13 protein-coding genes are annotated in these 17,056 nt (G+C 71.1%); 7 read left to right on the forward strand and 6 right to left on the reverse strand.

Annotated features, from left to right (window positions below; all coding sequences use genetic code 11):
- The first annotated feature begins 194 nt into the window (after nt 1–194).
- Together V5F49_RS02045 and V5F49_RS02050 are read left to right on the forward strand one after the other, a co-directional pair.
- Nucleotides 195–782 (forward strand): DUF4253 domain-containing protein, encoded by a 588-nt coding sequence (locus V5F49_RS02045; protein WP_394114836.1) that lies wholly within the window; start codon nt 195–197, stop codon nt 780–782.
- A gap of 154 nt (nt 783–936) precedes the next feature.
- Entirely contained in the window at nt 937–1,566 is a 630-nt protein-coding gene (locus V5F49_RS02050; RefSeq protein ID WP_394114835.1) for an alpha/beta hydrolase, read from the forward strand.
- 154 nt (nt 1,567–1,720) lie between these two features.
- On the opposite strand, the gene dxs is transcribed toward V5F49_RS02050, so the two are convergent.
- Together dxs and V5F49_RS02060 are read right to left on the reverse strand one after the other, a co-directional pair.
- Entirely contained in the window at nt 1,721–3,652 is a 1,932-nt protein-coding gene (gene dxs / locus V5F49_RS02055) for a 1-deoxy-D-xylulose-5-phosphate synthase (protein ID WP_394114834.1), read from the reverse strand.
- Nucleotides 3,653–3,745: 93 nt separating this feature from the next.
- A complete protein-coding gene (locus V5F49_RS02060) occupies nt 3,746–4,621 on the reverse strand; it encodes a glycosyltransferase family 2 protein (protein ID WP_394114833.1) in 876 nt (291 codons plus the stop codon).
- Nucleotides 4,622–4,799: 178 nt separating this feature from the next.
- Here V5F49_RS02060 and V5F49_RS02065 point away from each other — a divergent pair, with 178 nt between their 5' ends.
- Nucleotides 4,800–6,173 carry a hypothetical protein gene (locus V5F49_RS02065; protein WP_394114832.1) on the forward strand — a complete coding sequence of 458 codons (1,374 nt, stop codon included), beginning with the start codon at nt 4,800–4,802 and terminating at the stop codon, nt 6,171–6,173.
- Nucleotides 6,170–6,760, forward strand: a complete 591-nt coding sequence (locus tag V5F49_RS02070) for a protein-S-isoprenylcysteine O-methyltransferase (protein WP_394114831.1) — start codon at nt 6,170–6,172, stop codon at nt 6,758–6,760. Before V5F49_RS02065 ends, V5F49_RS02070 begins: the two co-directional genes overlap by 4 nt.
- 608 nt (nt 6,761–7,368) lie before the next feature.
- Here V5F49_RS02070 and V5F49_RS02075 read toward each other — a convergent pair.
- A complete protein-coding gene (locus V5F49_RS02075; protein ID WP_394114830.1) occupies nt 7,369–7,650 on the reverse strand; it encodes an exodeoxyribonuclease VII small subunit in 282 nt (93 codons plus the stop codon).
- 65 nt (nt 7,651–7,715) lie between these two features.
- A complete protein-coding gene (locus tag V5F49_RS02080; protein WP_394114829.1) occupies nt 7,716–8,093 on the reverse strand; it encodes a hypothetical protein in 378 nt (125 codons plus the stop codon).
- A 218-nt stretch (nt 8,094–8,311) separates the two neighbouring features.
- Between V5F49_RS02080 and V5F49_RS02085 the strand changes: the two genes are divergently transcribed.
- Complete coding sequence (locus V5F49_RS02085) at nt 8,312–9,475, forward strand: ATP phosphoribosyltransferase regulatory subunit (protein WP_394114828.1); 1,164 nt, start codon at nt 8,312–8,314, stop codon at nt 9,473–9,475.
- Entirely contained in the window at nt 9,472–10,446 is a 975-nt protein-coding gene (gene hisG / locus V5F49_RS02090; RefSeq protein WP_394114827.1) for an ATP phosphoribosyltransferase, read from the forward strand. The genes V5F49_RS02085 and hisG overlap by 4 nt, the downstream gene beginning before the upstream one ends.
- Nucleotides 10,447–10,518: 72 nt before the next feature.
- Here hisG and V5F49_RS02095 read toward each other — a convergent pair whose 3' ends face one another.
- On the reverse strand, nt 10,519–10,806 hold the full coding sequence (locus tag V5F49_RS02095; RefSeq protein WP_394114826.1) for a hypothetical protein: 288 nt from the start codon (nt 10,804–10,806) through the stop codon (nt 10,519–10,521).
- A 304-nt stretch (nt 10,807–11,110) separates the two neighbouring features.
- Here V5F49_RS02095 and pepN point away from each other — a divergent pair, with 304 nt between their 5' ends.
- Nucleotides 11,111–13,741: an aminopeptidase N gene (gene pepN / locus V5F49_RS02100; RefSeq protein ID WP_394114825.1), complete on the forward strand. Its 2,631-nt coding sequence runs from the start codon at nt 11,111–11,113 to the stop codon at nt 13,739–13,741.
- A gap of 278 nt (nt 13,742–14,019) precedes the next feature.
- On the opposite strand, the gene V5F49_RS02105 is transcribed toward pepN, so the two are convergent.
- Nucleotides 14,020–16,989, reverse strand: coding sequence for a bifunctional [glutamine synthetase] adenylyltransferase/[glutamine synthetase]-adenylyl-L-tyrosine phosphorylase (locus V5F49_RS02105; protein ID WP_394114824.1), 2,970 nt, complete (start codon nt 16,987–16,989; stop codon nt 14,020–14,022).
- Between the last annotated feature and the right edge of the window lie 67 nt (nt 16,990–17,056).

Consider the following 17,056-nt stretch of genomic DNA (forward strand, 5'->3'; position numbering starts at 1 on the left):
CAGCGCCTCATCGCAGAATGGCCCTATCCGCTGCGGCTCGTGTCCGGCACCGAGGCGACGGCGGCCTGGTTCGAGGAGGCGGCCATCGGCGCCCGCGAGGGCTTCTGGCCGATCGTGATCACGCCACAGACCGCGAAATTCCCGAGGATCTGCCGGACATTGCGGAAGAGGACATCCCATCTCCCGAGACGATCGTGGACACTTACGTGCGCAAGCTCCTTTTTGAGGACTGGGCCACCGATAATAAAACAGGTCCCTACAATATCAGGGAAGCCTCACCTGATCAGGTCGCTGCCGCGCCGGCAGAGGCGGAAGATTATAATCGGGGCGGGGCATACCGCTTCAATCGCGAATTCTTTAGCGATGTTCAAGAATTACAGCCTGATGCGCCGGAGCCCGATCCAAAAATGCAGCAGTTCAACGACATCAACTCGTTTTATCTCAATGCCCCCTATCCTCAGGTCGCGATCACCCGCCTGCCCACGGCCGACAGCTGGCGTGTTCCTTTGCTTCTCGGACTCGGCGGTTGGAACAATTGCCCGGACACGGCCTCACTGGCAGCCTTTGCGCGCCGCTGGAAGCTGCTCTACGGCGCGGAACTCGCCGTCGTCACCTTCGACACACTGGAATTTGTGGTCGACCGACCACCGGCCCCCTTCGAGGACGCGACGCGCCTTGCGAAGGAACATTACATCGCCGGCAACGAAGTCTATTTCGAGCAGATCAGCGACTACATCGCCCGGCTGCGCACCGCGCGCCGGTGGTATTTCTGGTGGGACTGAAGGAGGAGCCTTGCCGCACCCCGGGTGCCCATGCCGCGGCGCATCGCGGCGCCGGTTGAGGGGATGCGTGCCGGCACGACGCAAGCGCCTCTGGTCGGGCCAGGGCACATGGCGTAGCGTCACGTCATCTTTCTGCGAACGGGATTAGATTCAAATGCCATCCCTCTTCGCGTGGCGCCGGACGCAGCCGCGCGGCCGCATGCGCCTGCTGGCGGCGATCACGGTCGTCGCCCTCAGCGCGCTGCCCGGTGCGGCGCAGGCGCAGAAGCGGGCGACCGCCATCCTCGTGCCGGGCGCGGGCGGAGCGGTGTCATCGGATTTCCTCATCCGCAACCGCCCGGCGCTGGAGCAGCGGGGCATCACCACCATCATCGCGGAGAGCGACGTTGCCTCGGCCGTGGCGCGCGCGGCGCGGCCCGTGGTCGTGGTGGGCATGAGCCGCGGCACCCTTGAAGCCGCTGGCGGGGCCGCGCGCGCCGACGGGCTGGTGCTCGTCTCCGGCCCGCTCATGCCCGGCCCGGCGCCCCGATCCGTGCAGGGAGCGGCCGGCACGCCTGCGGCCCTGCCGCCCACGCTGGTGGTGCACAATCCGGAAGATGCCTGCCCCTCCACGCCGGCGTCCGGCGTCGCCCCGTTCCAGGCCTGGGCCGGCAAGGTGCAGGTGGCGTGGATCCGCTCCGGGCCGGGGCAGGGCAATCCGTGCGGCCCGTTCGCCGCCCACGCCTTCGCCGGCAACGACGCGGCGGCTGTCTCGGCCATCGCCAGCTTCATCCTGTCGCGTTGAGGGGTTTTCGCGAGGAGCCGCCGCGGGCCGGCAGCCGTCACACGGGCGAGCCACGCCACAGGCTGGGGCGCTCTCGCGCGACGACAGCCGCTCTCGCGCGACGACATCAGCGCGAGCGGCCATTGCGCATGCGACGCGGCGGGTCGGCCCCCGGTCAGCCTGCCTTGGGCAGGCTCCGCCCGGCCTTGGCCGTGCCGATGAGGCCCTCCACCTTCGCCACGATCGCATTGGCGTCGAGGCCCGCCTGCGCCAGCTGGCGCGCCTGGGTGTCGTGGTCGATGTAGATGTCCGGCAGGACCATGGCGCGCGCCTTGAGCGTGCCCCGGTCGAGGGCGCCCTCGTCGGTGAGCAGCTGGAGCACGTGGCTGCCGAAGCCGCCCACCGAGCCCTCCTCCACCGTGACCAGCGCGCCATGGCCGGCGGCGAGGCGCAGCATCAGCTCACGGTCGAGCGGCTTGGCGAAGCGCGCGTCGGCGACGGTGACGGCGAAGCCCGCCGCCTCCAGCCGCTCGGCGGCGTCGAGGGCCGCGGCGAGGCGGGTGCCGAGGGAGACGATGGCGATGTCGCCCTCACCCGTGCCGCGCACGATGCGGCCCTTGCCGATGGGCAGCACCTCTCCACGCTCGGGCCGCTCGACGCCCACGCCCTCACCGCGCGGGAAGCGCACGGCGGACGGGCCGTCGTCATAGGCGACCATGGTGGCCATCATGTGCGTCAGCTCCGCCTCGTCGGCCGGCGACATCAGCACGAAGCCGGGCAGGCAGCCGAGATAGGCGAGGTCGTAGGCGCCCGCATGGGTCGCCCCGTCGGCGCCCACGAGGCCGGCGCGGTCGATGATGAAGCGCACCGGCAGGCCCTGCAGGGCCACGTCGTGGATCACCTGGTCGTAGGCCCGTTGAAGGAAGGTGGAATAGAGCGCGCAGAACGGCTTGAAGCCTTCCGTGGCGAGGCCGGCGGCGAACGTCACCGCATGCTGCTCGGCGATGCCCACGTCGAAGGTGCGTTCGGGATGCACCTGGCCGAACAGGTCGAGCCCGGTGCCGGACGGCATGGCGGCGGTGATGGCGACGATCTTCGGATCGCGCCGCGCCTCGGAGATCAGGCTCTCGGCGAACACGCGGGTATAGGCCGGGGCGTTGGACTTGGCCTTCACCTGCGCGCCCGTCACCACGTCGAACTTGACGACGCCGTGATACTTGTCGGCGCTGGCCTCGGCGGGGGCGTAGCCCTTGCCCTTCTGGGTCACCACATGGACCAGGACCGGCCCGGTCTTGGCGTCCCGCACGTTCTTCAGCACGGGCAGGAGGTGGTCGAGATTGTGCCCGTCGATGGGCCCCACGTAATAGAAGCCCAGCTCCTCGAACAGGGTGCCGCCGGTCCAGAAGCCGCGGGCGAACTCCTCCGCCCGTGCGGCCCCGCGCTCCACGAACTTGGGCAGGTGGCCGGCGATCTGCTTGCCGATCTCGCGCAGGGAGCGATAGGTCTGGCCGGAGATGAGCCGCGCCAGATAGGCCGACATGGCGCCCGTGGGCGGGGCGATGGACATGTCGTTGTCGTTGAGGATGACGATCAGGCGCGAGTCCATGGCGCCGGCATTGTTCATGGCCTCGTAGGCCATGCCCGCCGACATGGCGCCATCGCCGATGACCGCCACCACGTTGCGCTCGACGCCGCCAAGGTCGCGCGCCACCGCCATGCCGAGACCGGCCGAGATGGAGGTCGAGGAATGGCCCGCGCCGAACGGGTCGTATTCGCTCTCCGCCCGGTTGGTGAAGCCCGAGAGCCCGCCGCCGGTGCGGAGCGTCCGGATGCGCTCACGCCGCCCGGTGAGGATCTTGTGGGGGTAGCACTGGTGGCCGACGTCCCAGATGAGACGGTCGTGGGGGGTGTTGAATACGTGGTGCAAAGCTACCGTCAGCTCGACCACGCCGAGGCCCGCGCCCAGATGCCCGCCCGTCACGGAGACGGCGTCGATGGTCTCGGCCCGCAGCTCGGCGGCGAGCTGGGCCAGCTTGTCCTGGGGCAGGCGCCGCACGTCGGCGGCATCCTTGATGGTATCGAGCAACGGGGTCTTCAGCACGGTCACGGACCACTCCGACCGGAACGAACCGGGAAAAACGAGCCTTACACAGGCCCACTCTGGCATGCAACGTACAAGGCCGGAACCACTACGCCTTTCCTATACGGACGAGGAGGGGTTCCGGCGCACACCGTCGATGACGCCCGCGATCTTTCCCGCGCGGATGGCGAGACGGTGGGCATCGAGGCAGCAGGCCGCCAGCAGGCACCCGGCGCCGAGCCACGCCAGCCGCGCTGCGCGCGGGCGGGAGCGGCCGTATTTGGCGAGCACGTACAGCTCGGAATGCATCTTCGCCCGGTTGATACGGAAGGTGTGGCGGAACGACGGCGCGCTCGACCGCCCGCCCGCATGGGTGACCCGCGCCTGCGTCACCACCACGATCGGAATGTGCCGGGCCATGGCGCGCAGGGAGAGGTCGTCGTCCTCGTGGTAGAGGAAGATGGCCTCGTCGAACCCGCCGAGAGCGAGGAAGGCCTCCCGCGCCATCATGAAGGCGGCGCCGTGGACGAAGCGGGTGCAGAAGTCCCCGGCGATCTCCTCCGGCTGAAGCCTCTGGCCACGCTGGACCTTCTCGAGGATGGAGCCCTCCTTGCGCATCAGCCGGCCGTTCTCGCCGACGATGGCCGGCATGAGGATGGCGGGATCACCATAGGCGCTGGCGGCCGCCAGCAAACGCGCCACCGCATCGGGCGCCAGCACGGCGTCGGGATTCAGGAACAGCACATAGGGCGTGGTCGCGCGCCGGGCGCCCGCGTTGCAGGCTGTGCCGAAGCCGGCGTTGGCCGGCAGGGCGACGAAGTCCGCGGGCCGGGCCAGCCCCTCCCGCCAGGGCGTGCCTTCGGGGCTGGCGTTGTCCACGATCACCACCGCACAGTCCGCCGGCACGCTTTCCACCGCGCGGGCGATCACCGCCCCGCTGTTGTACGTCACGAACACCACGGTGACGGCAGGAGCGGGCGGCAGGGACACGGACACGGCGACCTCATGGACGGAGCCGGACGGGCCCGGCGGCGCGCCTTCTTCCTGCGCTCCCGCGGGCGGGATGACAAGGCGGCCAAGCATCCGCCACCTCGATACCATCGCTAGCCAGCGGCGGCCATCTTCGCTAGATCAGCCCGGCGCTGCGGGGTCCGCCGGCGCCCTGACCGACACCATGAGCGACGTGGAGCATGACATCGTCCGCACGCCGGGCCGCCCGCCCCGCCCCGAGGGCCTGACCGCCGTGGCGGAACGGGACCTGCGCGTGCGCCGGCGGCACGTCTTCTTCGTCGCGGGCTATGACGCCATGTCGGCGGAGGGGCACGACCGCATCTTCCGCCGTGAGCTGGCGCGGTTCGGCACGGTCTGGGGCGCGCGCACCGCGTGCCTTGACGCCGCGCCCGTGCCCACGCCCACCGGCGCCCTCTGGCGCGCGCGGGCGCAGGGGCCGGATTGGGAGACCGCGCCCACCTTCGAGCTTCTGGCCTGGGACGATATCGCCCGCGCTGACATGGCCCGCCCCGTGCGCTCGCACATGGCCGGCTCGGTCCGCGCCCTTGCCGACATGATGACGAGCGGCACCATCGCCGCCTACTTCCGCACCAGCCGGCGCTACGGCCTGTTCTTCCTGTTCACCTACGCGCTGCTCCTCACCTTCTGGGTGGTGGCGGCGGCGCTGGGGTTTGCGGCCGGACGCGCATTGGCGCCGCTCGCGGGGCCATGGCTCGCGGCCGGCGCGGGCATCCTCGTGGCGCTCGGCGCCGGCGCGCTGCTGCTGCGCTGGCCCGGGCGGCGCTTCCGCCTGCGCCAGTCGCTGGATCTTGCGGAATTCTCGGTGGATTTCGCCTGTGGCCGGCATCCCGAGGTGGACGCGCGCATCGCCGCCTTTGCCGAGCGCCTGCGCGCGGTGGAAGCCGCGGCACCGGCGGAGGGCATCGACGAGATCATCGTCGCCGGTCACAGCCTCGGCGCCATGCACGCGGTGAGCGCGGTAGCGGCGGCGCTCGATGCCGACCCCGCCTTCGGCACGCGGACGCGGGTGCGCATCCTCACGCTGGGCAGCACCACCGCCAAGTTCGCGCTCCACCCCGCCGGGACGCGCCTGCGGGCGGCGGCGGAACGGGTGGCCGACGAGGCGCGCATCGGCTGGATGGAGATCCAGTCCCGCGACGACATCGTCTCCTTCTACAAGGTCAATCCGGTGACGCTCGCGCCGGCGACCTTCGCGGAGCCGCTCCTTCCGGCGGGCGATTTCGCGAAGCGGCCGCTGCTGCGGCACGTCGAGATCCGCGAGATGCTCACCCCGGCGGCCTACCGGCGCTTTTATTTCGACGTGATGCGCCTGCACTGCCAGTGCTTCCTCGCCAACGAGGTGCGCGCGCGGCACGATTTCTACGCTCATATCTGCGGCCCGCTCGCGTTCGACGTGACCGCCGCCCACAGCAACGGCCTTCGGGCCTATCTCGACCCCGACGGAACCCTGCGCCCCCTCGTCACCGACGCGGACGGGCGCATCCTGCCCCTTGAAGAGAACGCGAGACCGCAATGACCCTCGTCACCTTCGCCAAGATCGCCTGGGCGCTCGGCGTCGTCTCCTGGTACGTCATGCGCATCCCGTTCGAGCGCAAGGCGAAGCGCCAGAAGGTGGCGGATGCCCGCCATCGCACGGTGCGCGAGATGACGCTGCTTTCCATCTCGACCCTCGGCCTCGGGGTGGTGCCGGCCATCTATGCCGCCACCTCCTTCCCGCGGTTTGCCGCCTATCCCACCTCGGTGGCGCAGGTGGCGGCAGGCGTCGTCGCCTTTGCCGCCGCGCTCTGGCTGTTCTGGCGCACCCACCGCCAGCTCGGGCGCTACTGGTCGGTGACGCTGGAGATCAAGGACAGCCACAAGCTCATCACCTCGGGCGTGTACGAGCGGGTGCGCCATCCCATGTACTCGGCCTTCTTCCTGTGGGCGGTGGCGCAGGCGCTGCTGCTGCCCAATCTCATCGCCGGGCCGGCGGGGCTGGTGGGCTTCGGCATCCTGTTCTTCTTCCGCGTCGGGCGGGAGGAGCAGATGATGCGCGAGGCGTTCGGCGCGGAATACGTCGCCTACGAGAAGCGCACCAAGCGCATCATCCCCGGCATCTACTGACATCCGGAACGAACCGCGCCCGAAGCGAGGTCGCCGATTCGCGCACGCCCTGTTCCCGGCCCGTCCCGGCAACGGGAGCCGGTGCCCCGTCATGGGACGGCGGCGGCGTCAGCGATTCGGACCGGTTGCGTTCACGCGCCGTGCCGCTTGGGTCGGCACCTGTGCTGAAACGGGACCATGGGCGGGAAGCGATTCGCTCGCGCTGCGTTCCCGGCCCGTGCCGCAGCCGGGCAAGGCTGTCCCGAACCGGGACAGTCACCCCACGAGCGATTCGGACACGCTGCGTTCCCGTGCTGCCCCCGCCCCCGCACGGCCTGTCCCGAACCGGGACGGCGGCGGGACGTGATTCGGACATGGTGCGTTCCCCGCCCGTGCCGCGACATGCGGGAGCGTCCCGAAACGGGACCGGTGGCAAAGCGATTCGGACAGGCTCTGTTCACGCGCCGTGCCAAGAATGGCCGCGCCCGTCCCGCAACGGGACGCTGCGAACCGCGCTGGATCGGCGCGGAGCAGCGGCCCGGCAGGGGGATGTCCGAACGTTCCGGAATCGCATCCCTCGCGCCGGGAGCCTGAGCCCTCGGGCAGACCCGTCCCCTCGGGCGCGGCTGTCAGCCCTCGGGATCGAGCGGGCGCGTGCCCACGGGCTGGCCCTCGGCGTCGCGGGTGATGGTGTCCACCCGGGCCTCGGCGGCGCGCAGCAGGGCCTCGCAGCGCTTCTTCAGCGCCTCGCCGCGCTCGTAGATGGCGATGGATTCCTCCAGCGGCACGTTGCCCTTCTCGAGACTCGCGACGATGGCCTCCAACTCGGCGAGGGCCGCCTCGAAGGTGAGCGCCTCGACACCCGACGCCGGGCCTGCCTTGCCGCCCTTGCCTTCCGTCGCGCCTGCCATGGCTGTCTCCCTGATTCCGTGGCCCCACCATAGACGAGGGCGCCGCCCGGCCGAAACCGGCGCCGTCAGCTGGGCCAAAAGGCGGCAAGGCCGGTGACGTCGGCGAGCAGCGCCAGCAGCACGCCGGCGGCGGTGAGGTAGATGCCCCGCACGAACGACCGCACCAGCCGCTCGTAGCGGAGCTGTTCCAGCGAGCCAAGCTCCAGCATCCCGGCGAGCGCCCGGATCTGGAAGCCGATGCCGAGACCCAGCAGCACGAAGGCCACCACCGCCGGCCCGTGCCAGCGGCCCGGCGAGAGCGCCCAGTTGGCGAGGAACGCGAGGGAGAAGCCGACCACCACCCCGATGGCGGTGACCGAGCCGTTGCGGAAGACCGGGTCGATCGCCTGCGCCGGCCCGGTGTGCGCATTGTCCCTGCGCTGGTCGTCGCCGGAACTCTCCATCGTGCCCCGCCCCTGCCCGCCGTCCGCCCACGACGGCCCGGGCCGCGGGAACAGACTGGTTCACGGTGAAGGCCGAGGCAACGGGACAGGATCGCGCGCCACCCGTCGGACCGCTGCGGTATGCGGCTGCCCCAGGGCCGCCACCGTGCCCGGCGGGGTGGCCCCGGCGCCCGGGCTTTGCTAGAAGCCCGCCAGACTTCACGGAAACCTTGCATCCCATGTTCCCCGCGGCGTCCGCGCCCCCAGAGCCTCGCGACACCACCGGACTTGAAGAGGCGCTGCTCGCCTGCTTCGAGACCGCCGGCTTCTCGCGCCTCGATCCGCCCATCCTCCAGCCGGCGGACGTGTTCCTCGACCTGTCGGGCGAATCCATCCGCCGCCGCATGTTCCTCACGGTGGACGAGGAAGGCCGGGAGCTGTGCCTCAGGCCCGACCTGACCATTCCGGTGGCGCGCGCGGTCATCGCCGGCAAGGCGCCCCTCCCGGCGCGCGTGAGCTACCTCGGGCCGGTGTTCCGGTTCCGCGGCGAAGGCTCGGGCGAGTTCCGGCAGGCGGGCGTGGAATCCTTCGGCCGCACCGACATCGAGGCGGCGGATGCGGAGATCCTCTCCCTCGGCCTCACCGCCTGCGCCCTCTATGGCGTGAGCCAGCCGGAGATCCGGCTCGGCGACGTGGGCCTGTTCGCGGCGCTGCTGGAGGCGCTGCCGCTCGCGCCGGCGCTGCGCCGACGCCTGCTGAAGGACTTCGGCCAGGGCCGGCTCGCCACCGGCGCGCCGCTGATCGAGACCCGCCAGGGCGACGGGGCCGCCCTCCACGCGGGCGTGCTCGCCGCGCTGGCCGGAGCGGACCCTGCGGCCGCGCGGGCCCTCATCACCGATCTTCTCTCCATCGCCGGCATCTCCACCGTGGGCGGGCGCACCGTCTCGGAGATCGCCGAGCGGTTCCTGGAGCAGTCCTCGCTGGAGGCCGGGGCCGGCCTCTCCGGCGAGACCGGGGAGATCCTGTCCCGCTACCTCGCCATTTCCGGCGCGCCCGACGAGGCCTCCGCCCGCATGCGCGCGCTCGCGGCCGAGGCCGGCATCGACCTTGGCGCCGCGCTCGACCTGTTCGACCGCCGCACCGGCTTCTTCACTGCCTATGCGGTGAACCTCGCCGACGTGCGCTTCTCCACCTCCTTCGGCCGCCCGCTCGACTATTACAGCGGCATGGTGTTCGAGCTGCACGACCGCGATGCGCCCGGCGACGGCCCGCTGGTTGCCGGCGGGCGCTACGACAAGCTGCTCTCGCGCCTCGGCGCCGAGACCTGTGTGCCCGGCGTCGGCCTCGCCGTCTGGGTCGAGCGCCTCGCCGCGCTGGCCGCCGGCAGAAAGGCCGCCCGATGACCAGCCCGCTCATCCTCGCCGTGCCGTCCAAGGGGCGGCTGCAGGAAAACGTCAACGCCTTCTTCTCCCGCGCCGGCATGCCGCTGACGCAGGCCCGCGGCGCCCGCGACTATCGCGGCGCGCTGGGCGGGGTGGAGAATGTGGAGGTGGCCTATCTCTCCGCCTCCGAGATCGCCGCCGCCCTCGCCGCAGGCGCCGCCCATATCGGCGTCACCGGCGAGGACCTGGTGCGCGAGAACATCCTCGACGCCGACAGCCGCGTCGCGCTGCTGGAGAAGCTCGGCTTCGGCCATGCCAACGTGGTGGTGGCGGTGCCGCAGGCGTGGATCGACGTGCGGACCATGGACGATCTCGACGACGTGGCGAGCCATTTCCATGGCCGCACGGGCCGCCGCATCCGCGTCGCCACCAAATATGTGAACCTCACCCGCGGCTTCTTCGCCCGCCACGGCATCGTCGACTACCGCATCGTCGAGAGCGCCGGCGCCACCGAGGGCACGCCGGCCGCCGGCACGGCCGAGCTGATCGTGGACATCACCACCACCGGGGCCACCCTCGCGGCCAATGCGCTGAAGGTGGTGGACGACGGGGTGATGCTGAAGTCCGAGGCCAATCTCGTCGCCTCGCTCACCGCCGACTGGAGCGCCGGGGCGCTGTCCGCCGCCCGCGACATGTTCGACCGGCTGGGCGCGGAGAAGCGCGCCCGCACGATGCGCGAGGTGCGCTGCCGCTTCGCCGCCTGCGATGCCGCGCTGGTGGGGCGGGCGGTTGAGGCCTATCGGTGCGTCGCGCCGTTCGGCGGCCCGACCTCCTCGGGCATGCTGACGCTGCACTGCCCGCCGGACACCCTGCACGCCCTCTCCATCTTCCTGCGGGCGGAGGGCGCCAACATGGTCACGGTCGGCGCCATCGAATACGTGTTCGCGGCGGATAATCCGCTGTTCGAGGCGCTCCAGGCCCGGCTCGGCTGACTCACCGACGCCCGCACCCCGAGGCGGGCGTCCGCTTGCACCGCCGGCGGGGCCGGCAGCGCCGTCATCGGCTCAGTCGTTGCCGAGCCCGCGGTCTCCCTGCTCCAGGAACATCCGGTCCGGGTCCTCCCGGCGGACGGGCTCGACCGGGTACTCCCTCAACCGCTCGAAGGCGGGGTGGGTACGGTCGGGCGTCGCGACATAGCCCAGTCTCTGCTGGGTATAATAATATGTCGCGGACATCCCGGCCTCGGCTTCCGCATCCGCATCCCTGCGCGAGGGCTCATCGGCTGCGAAGGCGACCGAGGCCGCGAGCAGGGTGGCGGCGAGAACAATGGCTCCAGTTGTATGGTGGCCCATCTTCACCTCCATGTTCAGGCGACGCGGACACGCCGCCTGAGGGGCCTAGCTGGGAGGCCCCCGCCCCGGTGAAAAGGGGTCCTCACGCAGCCGTGTCGGGTTGAGGTACGGCCTTGGGGCACCCCGGCCGCGCGCTACCGGTACGTGTGCATTTTTTGGCAGAAACGACTTTTCGATGCCGTTTCGGAAGGCGTGCGACCGGCGCGGGCCAGCCGGCGCGCCAGCCGCCTTCCCTCCCCCGCCGGTGCGCTTTACTCTTCCCGCCCGAATGATCGCGCCGTCGCGGCGCGCCGGGAGTCCTGTCATGCGTGATGCCGAGCCGCAGCCCGTTCGCCTCTCCGACTACCGCCCGCCGGACTGGCTGGTGGATACGGTGGACCTCGATTTCGCGCTGCATCCCTCCCAGACCCGCGTCACCGCCCGCCTCGCGCTGCGCCGCAATCCGGATGGCGCGGCCGGCGCGCCGGTGGTGCTCGACGGCGACGGGCTGACGCTGGTGCGCCTCGCCATCGACGGCAAGCCGCTGGCAGGTTCCAGTTTCGAGGCGACGCCCGACCGGCTCACCCTCTCCCATCCGCCGGCCGACGCCTTCGTGCTGGACATCGAGACGCTGGTGGACCCCACCGCCAACACGCAGCTGATGGGCCTCTACCGCACCTCGGGCAATTACTGCACCCAGTGCGAGCCGCAGGGCTTCCGCCGCATCACCTATTATCCCGACCGGCCGGACGTGCTGTCCGTCTTCACCACCCGCATCGAGGCGGAGAAGGAGGAGGCGCCGGTCCTGCTCGGCAACGGCAATCTGGTGGAGAGCGGCGACGTGCGCGGCGCCTCGCGCCATTTCGCCGTCTGGCACGACCCGTGGCCCAAGCCCTCCTACCTGTTCGCGCTGGTGGGCGGGCAGCTGGCGCGGATCGGCGACAGCTTCGTCACCGCCTCCGGACGCACGGTGGAGCTCGGCATCTTCGTCGAGCACGGCAAGGAAGGCCGCGCCGGCTATGCCATGGACGCGCTGAAGCGCTCCATGCGCTGGGACGAGGAGGTGTTCGGACGCGAGTATGACCTCGACGTGTTCAACATCGTCGCCGTGTCCGACTTCAACATGGGCGCGATGGAGAACAAGGGCCTCAACGTCTTCAACGACAAGTACGTTCTGGCAACGCCCGAGACTGCGACCGATGCGGATTACTCCGGCATCGAGGGCGTGATCGCCCACGAATACTTCCACAACTGGACCGGCAACCGCATCACCTGCCGCGACTGGTTCCAGCTGTGCCTGAAGGAAGGGCTCACCGTCTTCCGCGACCAGGAGTTTTCCTCCGACCAACGCTCGCGCCCGGTGAAGCGCATCGCCGACGTGCGCATGCTCAAGGCGGCCCAGTTCACCGAGGATGCAGGCCCTCTCGCCCATCCCGTGCGGCCGGAAACCTATCGCGAGATCAACAACTTCTACACCGCGACCGTCTATGAGAAGGGCGCCGAGGTGGTGCGCATGCTCAAGACCCTCCTCGGCGAGGACGGCTTTCGCAAGGGCATGGATCTCTACTTCGCCCAGCACGACGGCGAGGCGGCCACCATCGAGGACTTCCTCGCCGCCTTCGCCGACGCCACCGGGCGCGACCTTTCCCAGTTCGCCTTGTGGTACGCCCAGTCGGGCACGCCGCTCCTCACCGTGAGCGGCGCCTATGATGCCGAGGCCGGCACCTACCGGCTGGACGTGAAGCAGTCGGTGCCGCCCACTCCGGGCCAGCCCCAGAAGAAGCCCATGCAGATCCCGCTGGCGCTCGGCCTCGTGGGGCCGGACGGGCGCGACCGGCCGCTCATTCTGGGCAATGCGGCGGTGGAGCATGGCGTGGTGGAGGTGACGCAGCCCGAGCAGACGTTCGTCTTCTCCGGCCTCGACGCCCGCCCCGTGCCGTCGCTGAACCGCGGCTTCTCCGCGCCGGTCAATCTCGTGAGCGACCTCACCGAGGCGGACCGCGTGTTCCTCGCCGCCCATGACGCGGACCCCTTCAACCGCTTCGACGCGCTGCAGCGCATCGCGCTGGAGCTGCTGAAGGCGGGGGCGCGCTCCGGCGCCGTGCCGCCGGCCGATGCGCTGGTGGCGGCGGCGCAGGCGGTGGTGGCGGACCCCGCGCTCGATCCCGCCTTCCAGGCGCAGGCGCTGGCCCTGCCCGGCGAGGGCGAGGTGGCGCGCGAGCTCGGAAGCGACGTGGATCCCGACGCGGTGTTCGCCGCCCGCAAGGTGCTGCGCGTCACCCTCGGCACGGCGCTGGCGGGCGACTTCGCCCACCTCCATGCCGCCCATGCCGCCACCGCGGCCTTCTCGCCGGATGCCGCCTCCGCTGGCCGGCGGGCTCTGCGCAACCTGAGCCTTGATTATCTCGCGGTCGCCGGCGGCAGGGAGGGCATCGCCCGTGCCCTCGCCCAGTTCGAGGCGGCGGACAACATGACCGACCGCTTCGCCGCCCTCGCCGTGCTCGCCCAGCATGACGTGCCGGAGCGCGAGGCCGCGCTCGACGCCTTCTACCGCCGCTTCGAGGCGGACGCGCTGGTGATCGACAAGTGGTTCATGCTGCAGGCGCAGATCGCCTCCGCCGGCACCCTCGACCGGGTGAAGCAGCTGATGCTGCATCCCGCCTTCTCGCTGGCGAACCCCAACCGGGTGCGCGCGCTCATCGGCGCGTTCGCCGCCGGCAACCCCACCCAGTTCAACCGGGCGGACGGCGCTGGCCACGATTTCGTGGCCGATGTGGTGCTGACGCTGGATGGCAAGAACCCGCAGGTGGCCGCGCGCCTCCTCGCCTCGTTCAAGACCTTCCGCCAGCTGGAGCCGGTGCGCCGCGCCAACGCCGAGCGCGCGCTGCGGCGGGTGGCCGAGACCCCCGGCCTCTCCGCCGACGTGGCCGACATCGCCACCCGCTCGCTGGGCTGAAGGTCCGCACGCCGGGCCGGGCGCGCGGTCAATGCACCCCACCACGCCGGGCGCCCCGCCCGGCGTCGGCATCCTGCTCGACGCTGTGTGAGGACCCGGCGGAGGGGATCGTGGCGAAGCCTGCCGGGCAACGGCCGGGCCCAGGTTGCGCCCGACGCCGGGCGAGAACAGCGGCGGTCTGCCGCCTGCCCGCGAGGCCCGTGTCGCTCGGATACGTGTCGCTCTGATGGTGGCGCGCCGCCGCTCGGATCTTTGCGGCAGGCGCTGGCCTTGCGAGCCTACCCCGCCGCGGTCCCCAGAATGCGCTCGAAGATGGCGCGAACCTTCCCCTGCGTGTCCGTGAGGTCAGCGTCCAGGATCGCGAAATCCGGCATCTCGCCGGCGCGGGCCAGCAGCGCACGCAGCGCCGGGCTGGCGTCCGCCGGCACCACATGGGCATCCACGGCGAGGCGCAGCACCTGCGTGAGGTTCTGGTAGAGCCGGCAGGCGCGGGTGAGGACGTGGGCGTCCTCCTTGCCCAGCAATCCCAGTTCCTCGGCGATGGAGAGCACCCGCGCGGTGGCGGTGTCCACGATCTGCGGATGGGCGTGGGCGTGGGCGAGCACGAGGTACTGGGCGAGGAACTCCACGTCCACCTGCCCGCCCGCCGCGTGCTTCAGGTTCCACTTGTCGTCCTCGCCCTTCTCCGCGGCGATGGCCTGGCGCATGTCCAGGATGTCGCCGGCGAGGCGGCGGGCATCGCGAGGCTGGGCCATGACGGCGCACACCACCTCCCCCACCCGGTCCGCGAAGGCGGGCGCGGCGGCGATGATGCGGGCGCGGGTGAGCGCCATGTGCTCCCAGGTCCACGCCTCCTCGCGCTGATAGGCGGCGAACGAGCCGAGCCGCGTCGCCAGCGGTCCCGAGCGGCCGGATGGGCGCAGGCGCAGGTCGACGTCGTAGAGCTTGCCGGCGTTGGTGAGCGAGGTGAGCGCGGTAATGAGGCGCTGGGTGAAGCGGGCGAAATACTGCGCGCCGGTGAGCGGCCGCGCGCCGTTCGATGTGGGATCGGCGTCGGCGTCGAAATCGTAGAGGACGATCAGGTCGAGGTCAGAGCCGGCGGTCATCTCGCGCCCGCCCAGCTTGCCCATGGCGATCACCGCCGTCTCGGCCCCGGCAATCGTGCCGTGCGCCTCTTCGAACCGCGCGCGCACCCGCCGGTGCAGGGCGCGGATGATGACCTCGGCGAGGGTCGCATAGGCCTCGCCGGCCCGTGCAGCGGGCAGCGTGCCGGAAGCGATACGCACGCCGATGAGCACGTGCTGTTCCTGCCGGAAGCGGCGGGCGCGGTCGAACTGCTCCTCCTCCGTGTCGGCGGAATCGAGCAGGGCGTCGAGATGGGCGGCAAGGCTCGCCTCGTCCGGCAGCACGTCGAAGAAGGCGGGGTCCAGCAGCGCGTCGGTCAGCGAGGGCCGGCGCGCCAGCGTCTCGCTCAGGCGCGGGGCGGCGGTGAGGATGGTGGCGAGCAGCCGCACGAGATCCGGATGCCGGTCCAGCGCGGTGAGGAGGTGCGGGCCAGACAATTCGGTAAGGAAGCGATCGGCGGCGATCAGCGCGCCATCCGGATCGCCGCCGCGCGAGAGCGCCTCGAGCATCAGCGGGACGATGCGGGCGAGATGGGCCCGCGCCGGTTCGGACTTCAGCGCCCGCGGCACGCCCGCAAGCCAACCCCGCACGATGGCGCTCGCCGCCCCGGGATCGCGAAAGCCGAGGCGCGCCAGCGCCGCCAGCGTGGCGCGGTCATGGCTGTCGGGCGGGAACAGCAGATCGGCGTCGAGCACGGCCGGCGGCGGCGCATCCTCGAACAGGTTGGCGTAATGGCCCTGCACCGTCTGCAGCCGTGTCACCAGCGCCGCGGCGAAGGCGTCGCGGTCGGCGTAGCCCATGAAGCGGGCGAAGCCCTCCATGGCCGCGCGGCTCTCGGGGAGGGAATGGGTCTGGGCATCCGCCACCATCTGGATGCGGTGCTCGACCCGGCGCAGGAACAGATAGGCCTCCGCCAGTTCGTCGCGCACCCGCGGCTCGATCCAGCGGCGGGCAGTGAGGGCGTCGAGGGCCTCCAGCGTGCGCGAGTTGCGCAGCAGCGGATCGCGCCCGCCGGCAATGAGCTGCTGGGTCTGGACGAAGAATTCGACCTCGCGGATGCCGCCGCGCCCGAGCTTCACGTTGTGGCCCTCCACCGCCACCACGTCGTGCCCGCGGAAGGCGTGGATCTCGCGCTTCATGGCATGGACATCGGCGATGGCCTGGAAGTCCAGCACCCGGCGCCACACGAAGGGCGAGAGCTCGGCGAGGAAGCGCTGGCCCACCTCCAGGTCGCCCGCCACCGGACGCGCCTTGATATAGGCCGCGCGCTCCCAGGTGGCGCCCTCGCGCTCGTAATAGTCCAGCGCGGAGGTGGTGGAGAGGGCCACCTGCGTCGAGCCCGGATCGGGCCGCAGCCGCAGATCCACCCGCAGCACGTAGCCATCGGCGGTGCGCTCCTGCAGCATCCGCACGAGGCCCTGCATGACCTTCACGAAGAAAGGCGAGGGCGAGACCTTGTCGGAGAGGGGCGCCCGGTCGCGGTCGTAGACCACGACGAGGTCGATATCGCTGGAATAGTTCAGCTCCCGCGCGCCGTGCTTGCCCATGGCGATCACGGCCAGGCCGCAGCCCGCCGCCGGGTCCTCGGGATCGGGCGGGAGCAGGCGGCCGGTGCGCGCCGCCTCGCCCAAGAGGAAGCCGAGCGCGACCTGCAGAGCTGCGTCCGCCACCTCGGTCAGCGCGGCCGTGACCTCCACCAGGCCGAAGGCGCCGCCCATGTCGGCAAGCGCGATCATCAGCGCCGCCTCGCTGCGCATGCGCCGCAGCGCGCGCATCACCTCCGCCTCGGTCCCCTCGCGCAGGGTCTCGGCACAGGTGGCGACAAGGCCGGAGAGATGGACCGCGGGATCGCGCGAGAGCACGCGCAGGAGGCGCGCCGGCTCGGCGCGCACCACCTCGGTGAGGAAGGGCGAAGCCTCGGCCATGGCGAGGCAGACATCCCGCGCATCGGGCGCGCGCTCCAGCAGCCCCTCGAGCGCCACCCTGTCGGCGGGGGCGAGCGCTTCGATGGCGTGGGAAAGCTTAATCTTTGCCGTCTCGCGATCCGCGAGGACGGGAGCTTCCCGCATCTGCAGGGCAAGAGGTGGCCGGTCGGCCGAATCCGGTTCGAGGGGCCCGCGCATGATTTCACCTAAAGGCACCAGCGCTCTGCGCGGCGCAAGCCCCCTTGCTCATTTGATGCGCAGCCGG

Source organism: Xanthobacter lutulentifluminis (assembly GCF_043194675.2).
Taxonomy (GTDB): Bacteria; Pseudomonadota; Alphaproteobacteria; order Rhizobiales; family Xanthobacteraceae; genus Xanthobacter.

Bases quoted from the DNA above. Each gene is read 5' to 3' on its own strand.
- V5F49_RS02050 (WP_394114835.1), top strand. From the start codon at position 937: ATGCCATCCCTCTTCGCGTGGCGCCGGACGCAGCCGCGCGGCCGCATG.
- V5F49_RS02065 (WP_394114832.1), top strand. From the start codon at position 4,800: ATGAGCGACGTGGAGCATGACATCGTCCGCACGCCGGGCCGCCCGCCC.
- V5F49_RS02070 (WP_394114831.1), top strand. From the start codon at position 6,170: ATGACCCTCGTCACCTTCGCCAAGATCGCCTGGGCGCTCGGCGTCGTC.
- V5F49_RS02075 (WP_394114830.1), bottom strand. From the start codon at position 7,650: ATGGCAGGCGCGACGGAAGGCAAGGGCGGCAAGGCAGGCCCGGCGTCG.
- V5F49_RS02080 (WP_394114829.1), bottom strand. From the start codon at position 8,093: ATGGAGAGTTCCGGCGACGACCAGCGCAGGGACAATGCGCACACCGGG.
- V5F49_RS02085 (WP_394114828.1), top strand. From the start codon at position 8,312: ATGTTCCCCGCGGCGTCCGCGCCCCCAGAGCCTCGCGACACCACCGGA.
- hisG (WP_394114827.1), top strand. From the start codon at position 9,472: ATGACCAGCCCGCTCATCCTCGCCGTGCCGTCCAAGGGGCGGCTGCAG.
- V5F49_RS02095 (WP_394114826.1), bottom strand. From the start codon at position 10,806: ATGGGCCACCATACAACTGGAGCCATTGTTCTCGCCGCCACCCTGCTC.
- pepN (WP_394114825.1), top strand. From the start codon at position 11,111: ATGCGTGATGCCGAGCCGCAGCCCGTTCGCCTCTCCGACTACCGCCCG.
- V5F49_RS02105 (WP_394114824.1), bottom strand. From the start codon at position 16,989: ATGCGCGGGCCCCTCGAACCGGATTCGGCCGACCGGCCACCTCTTGCC.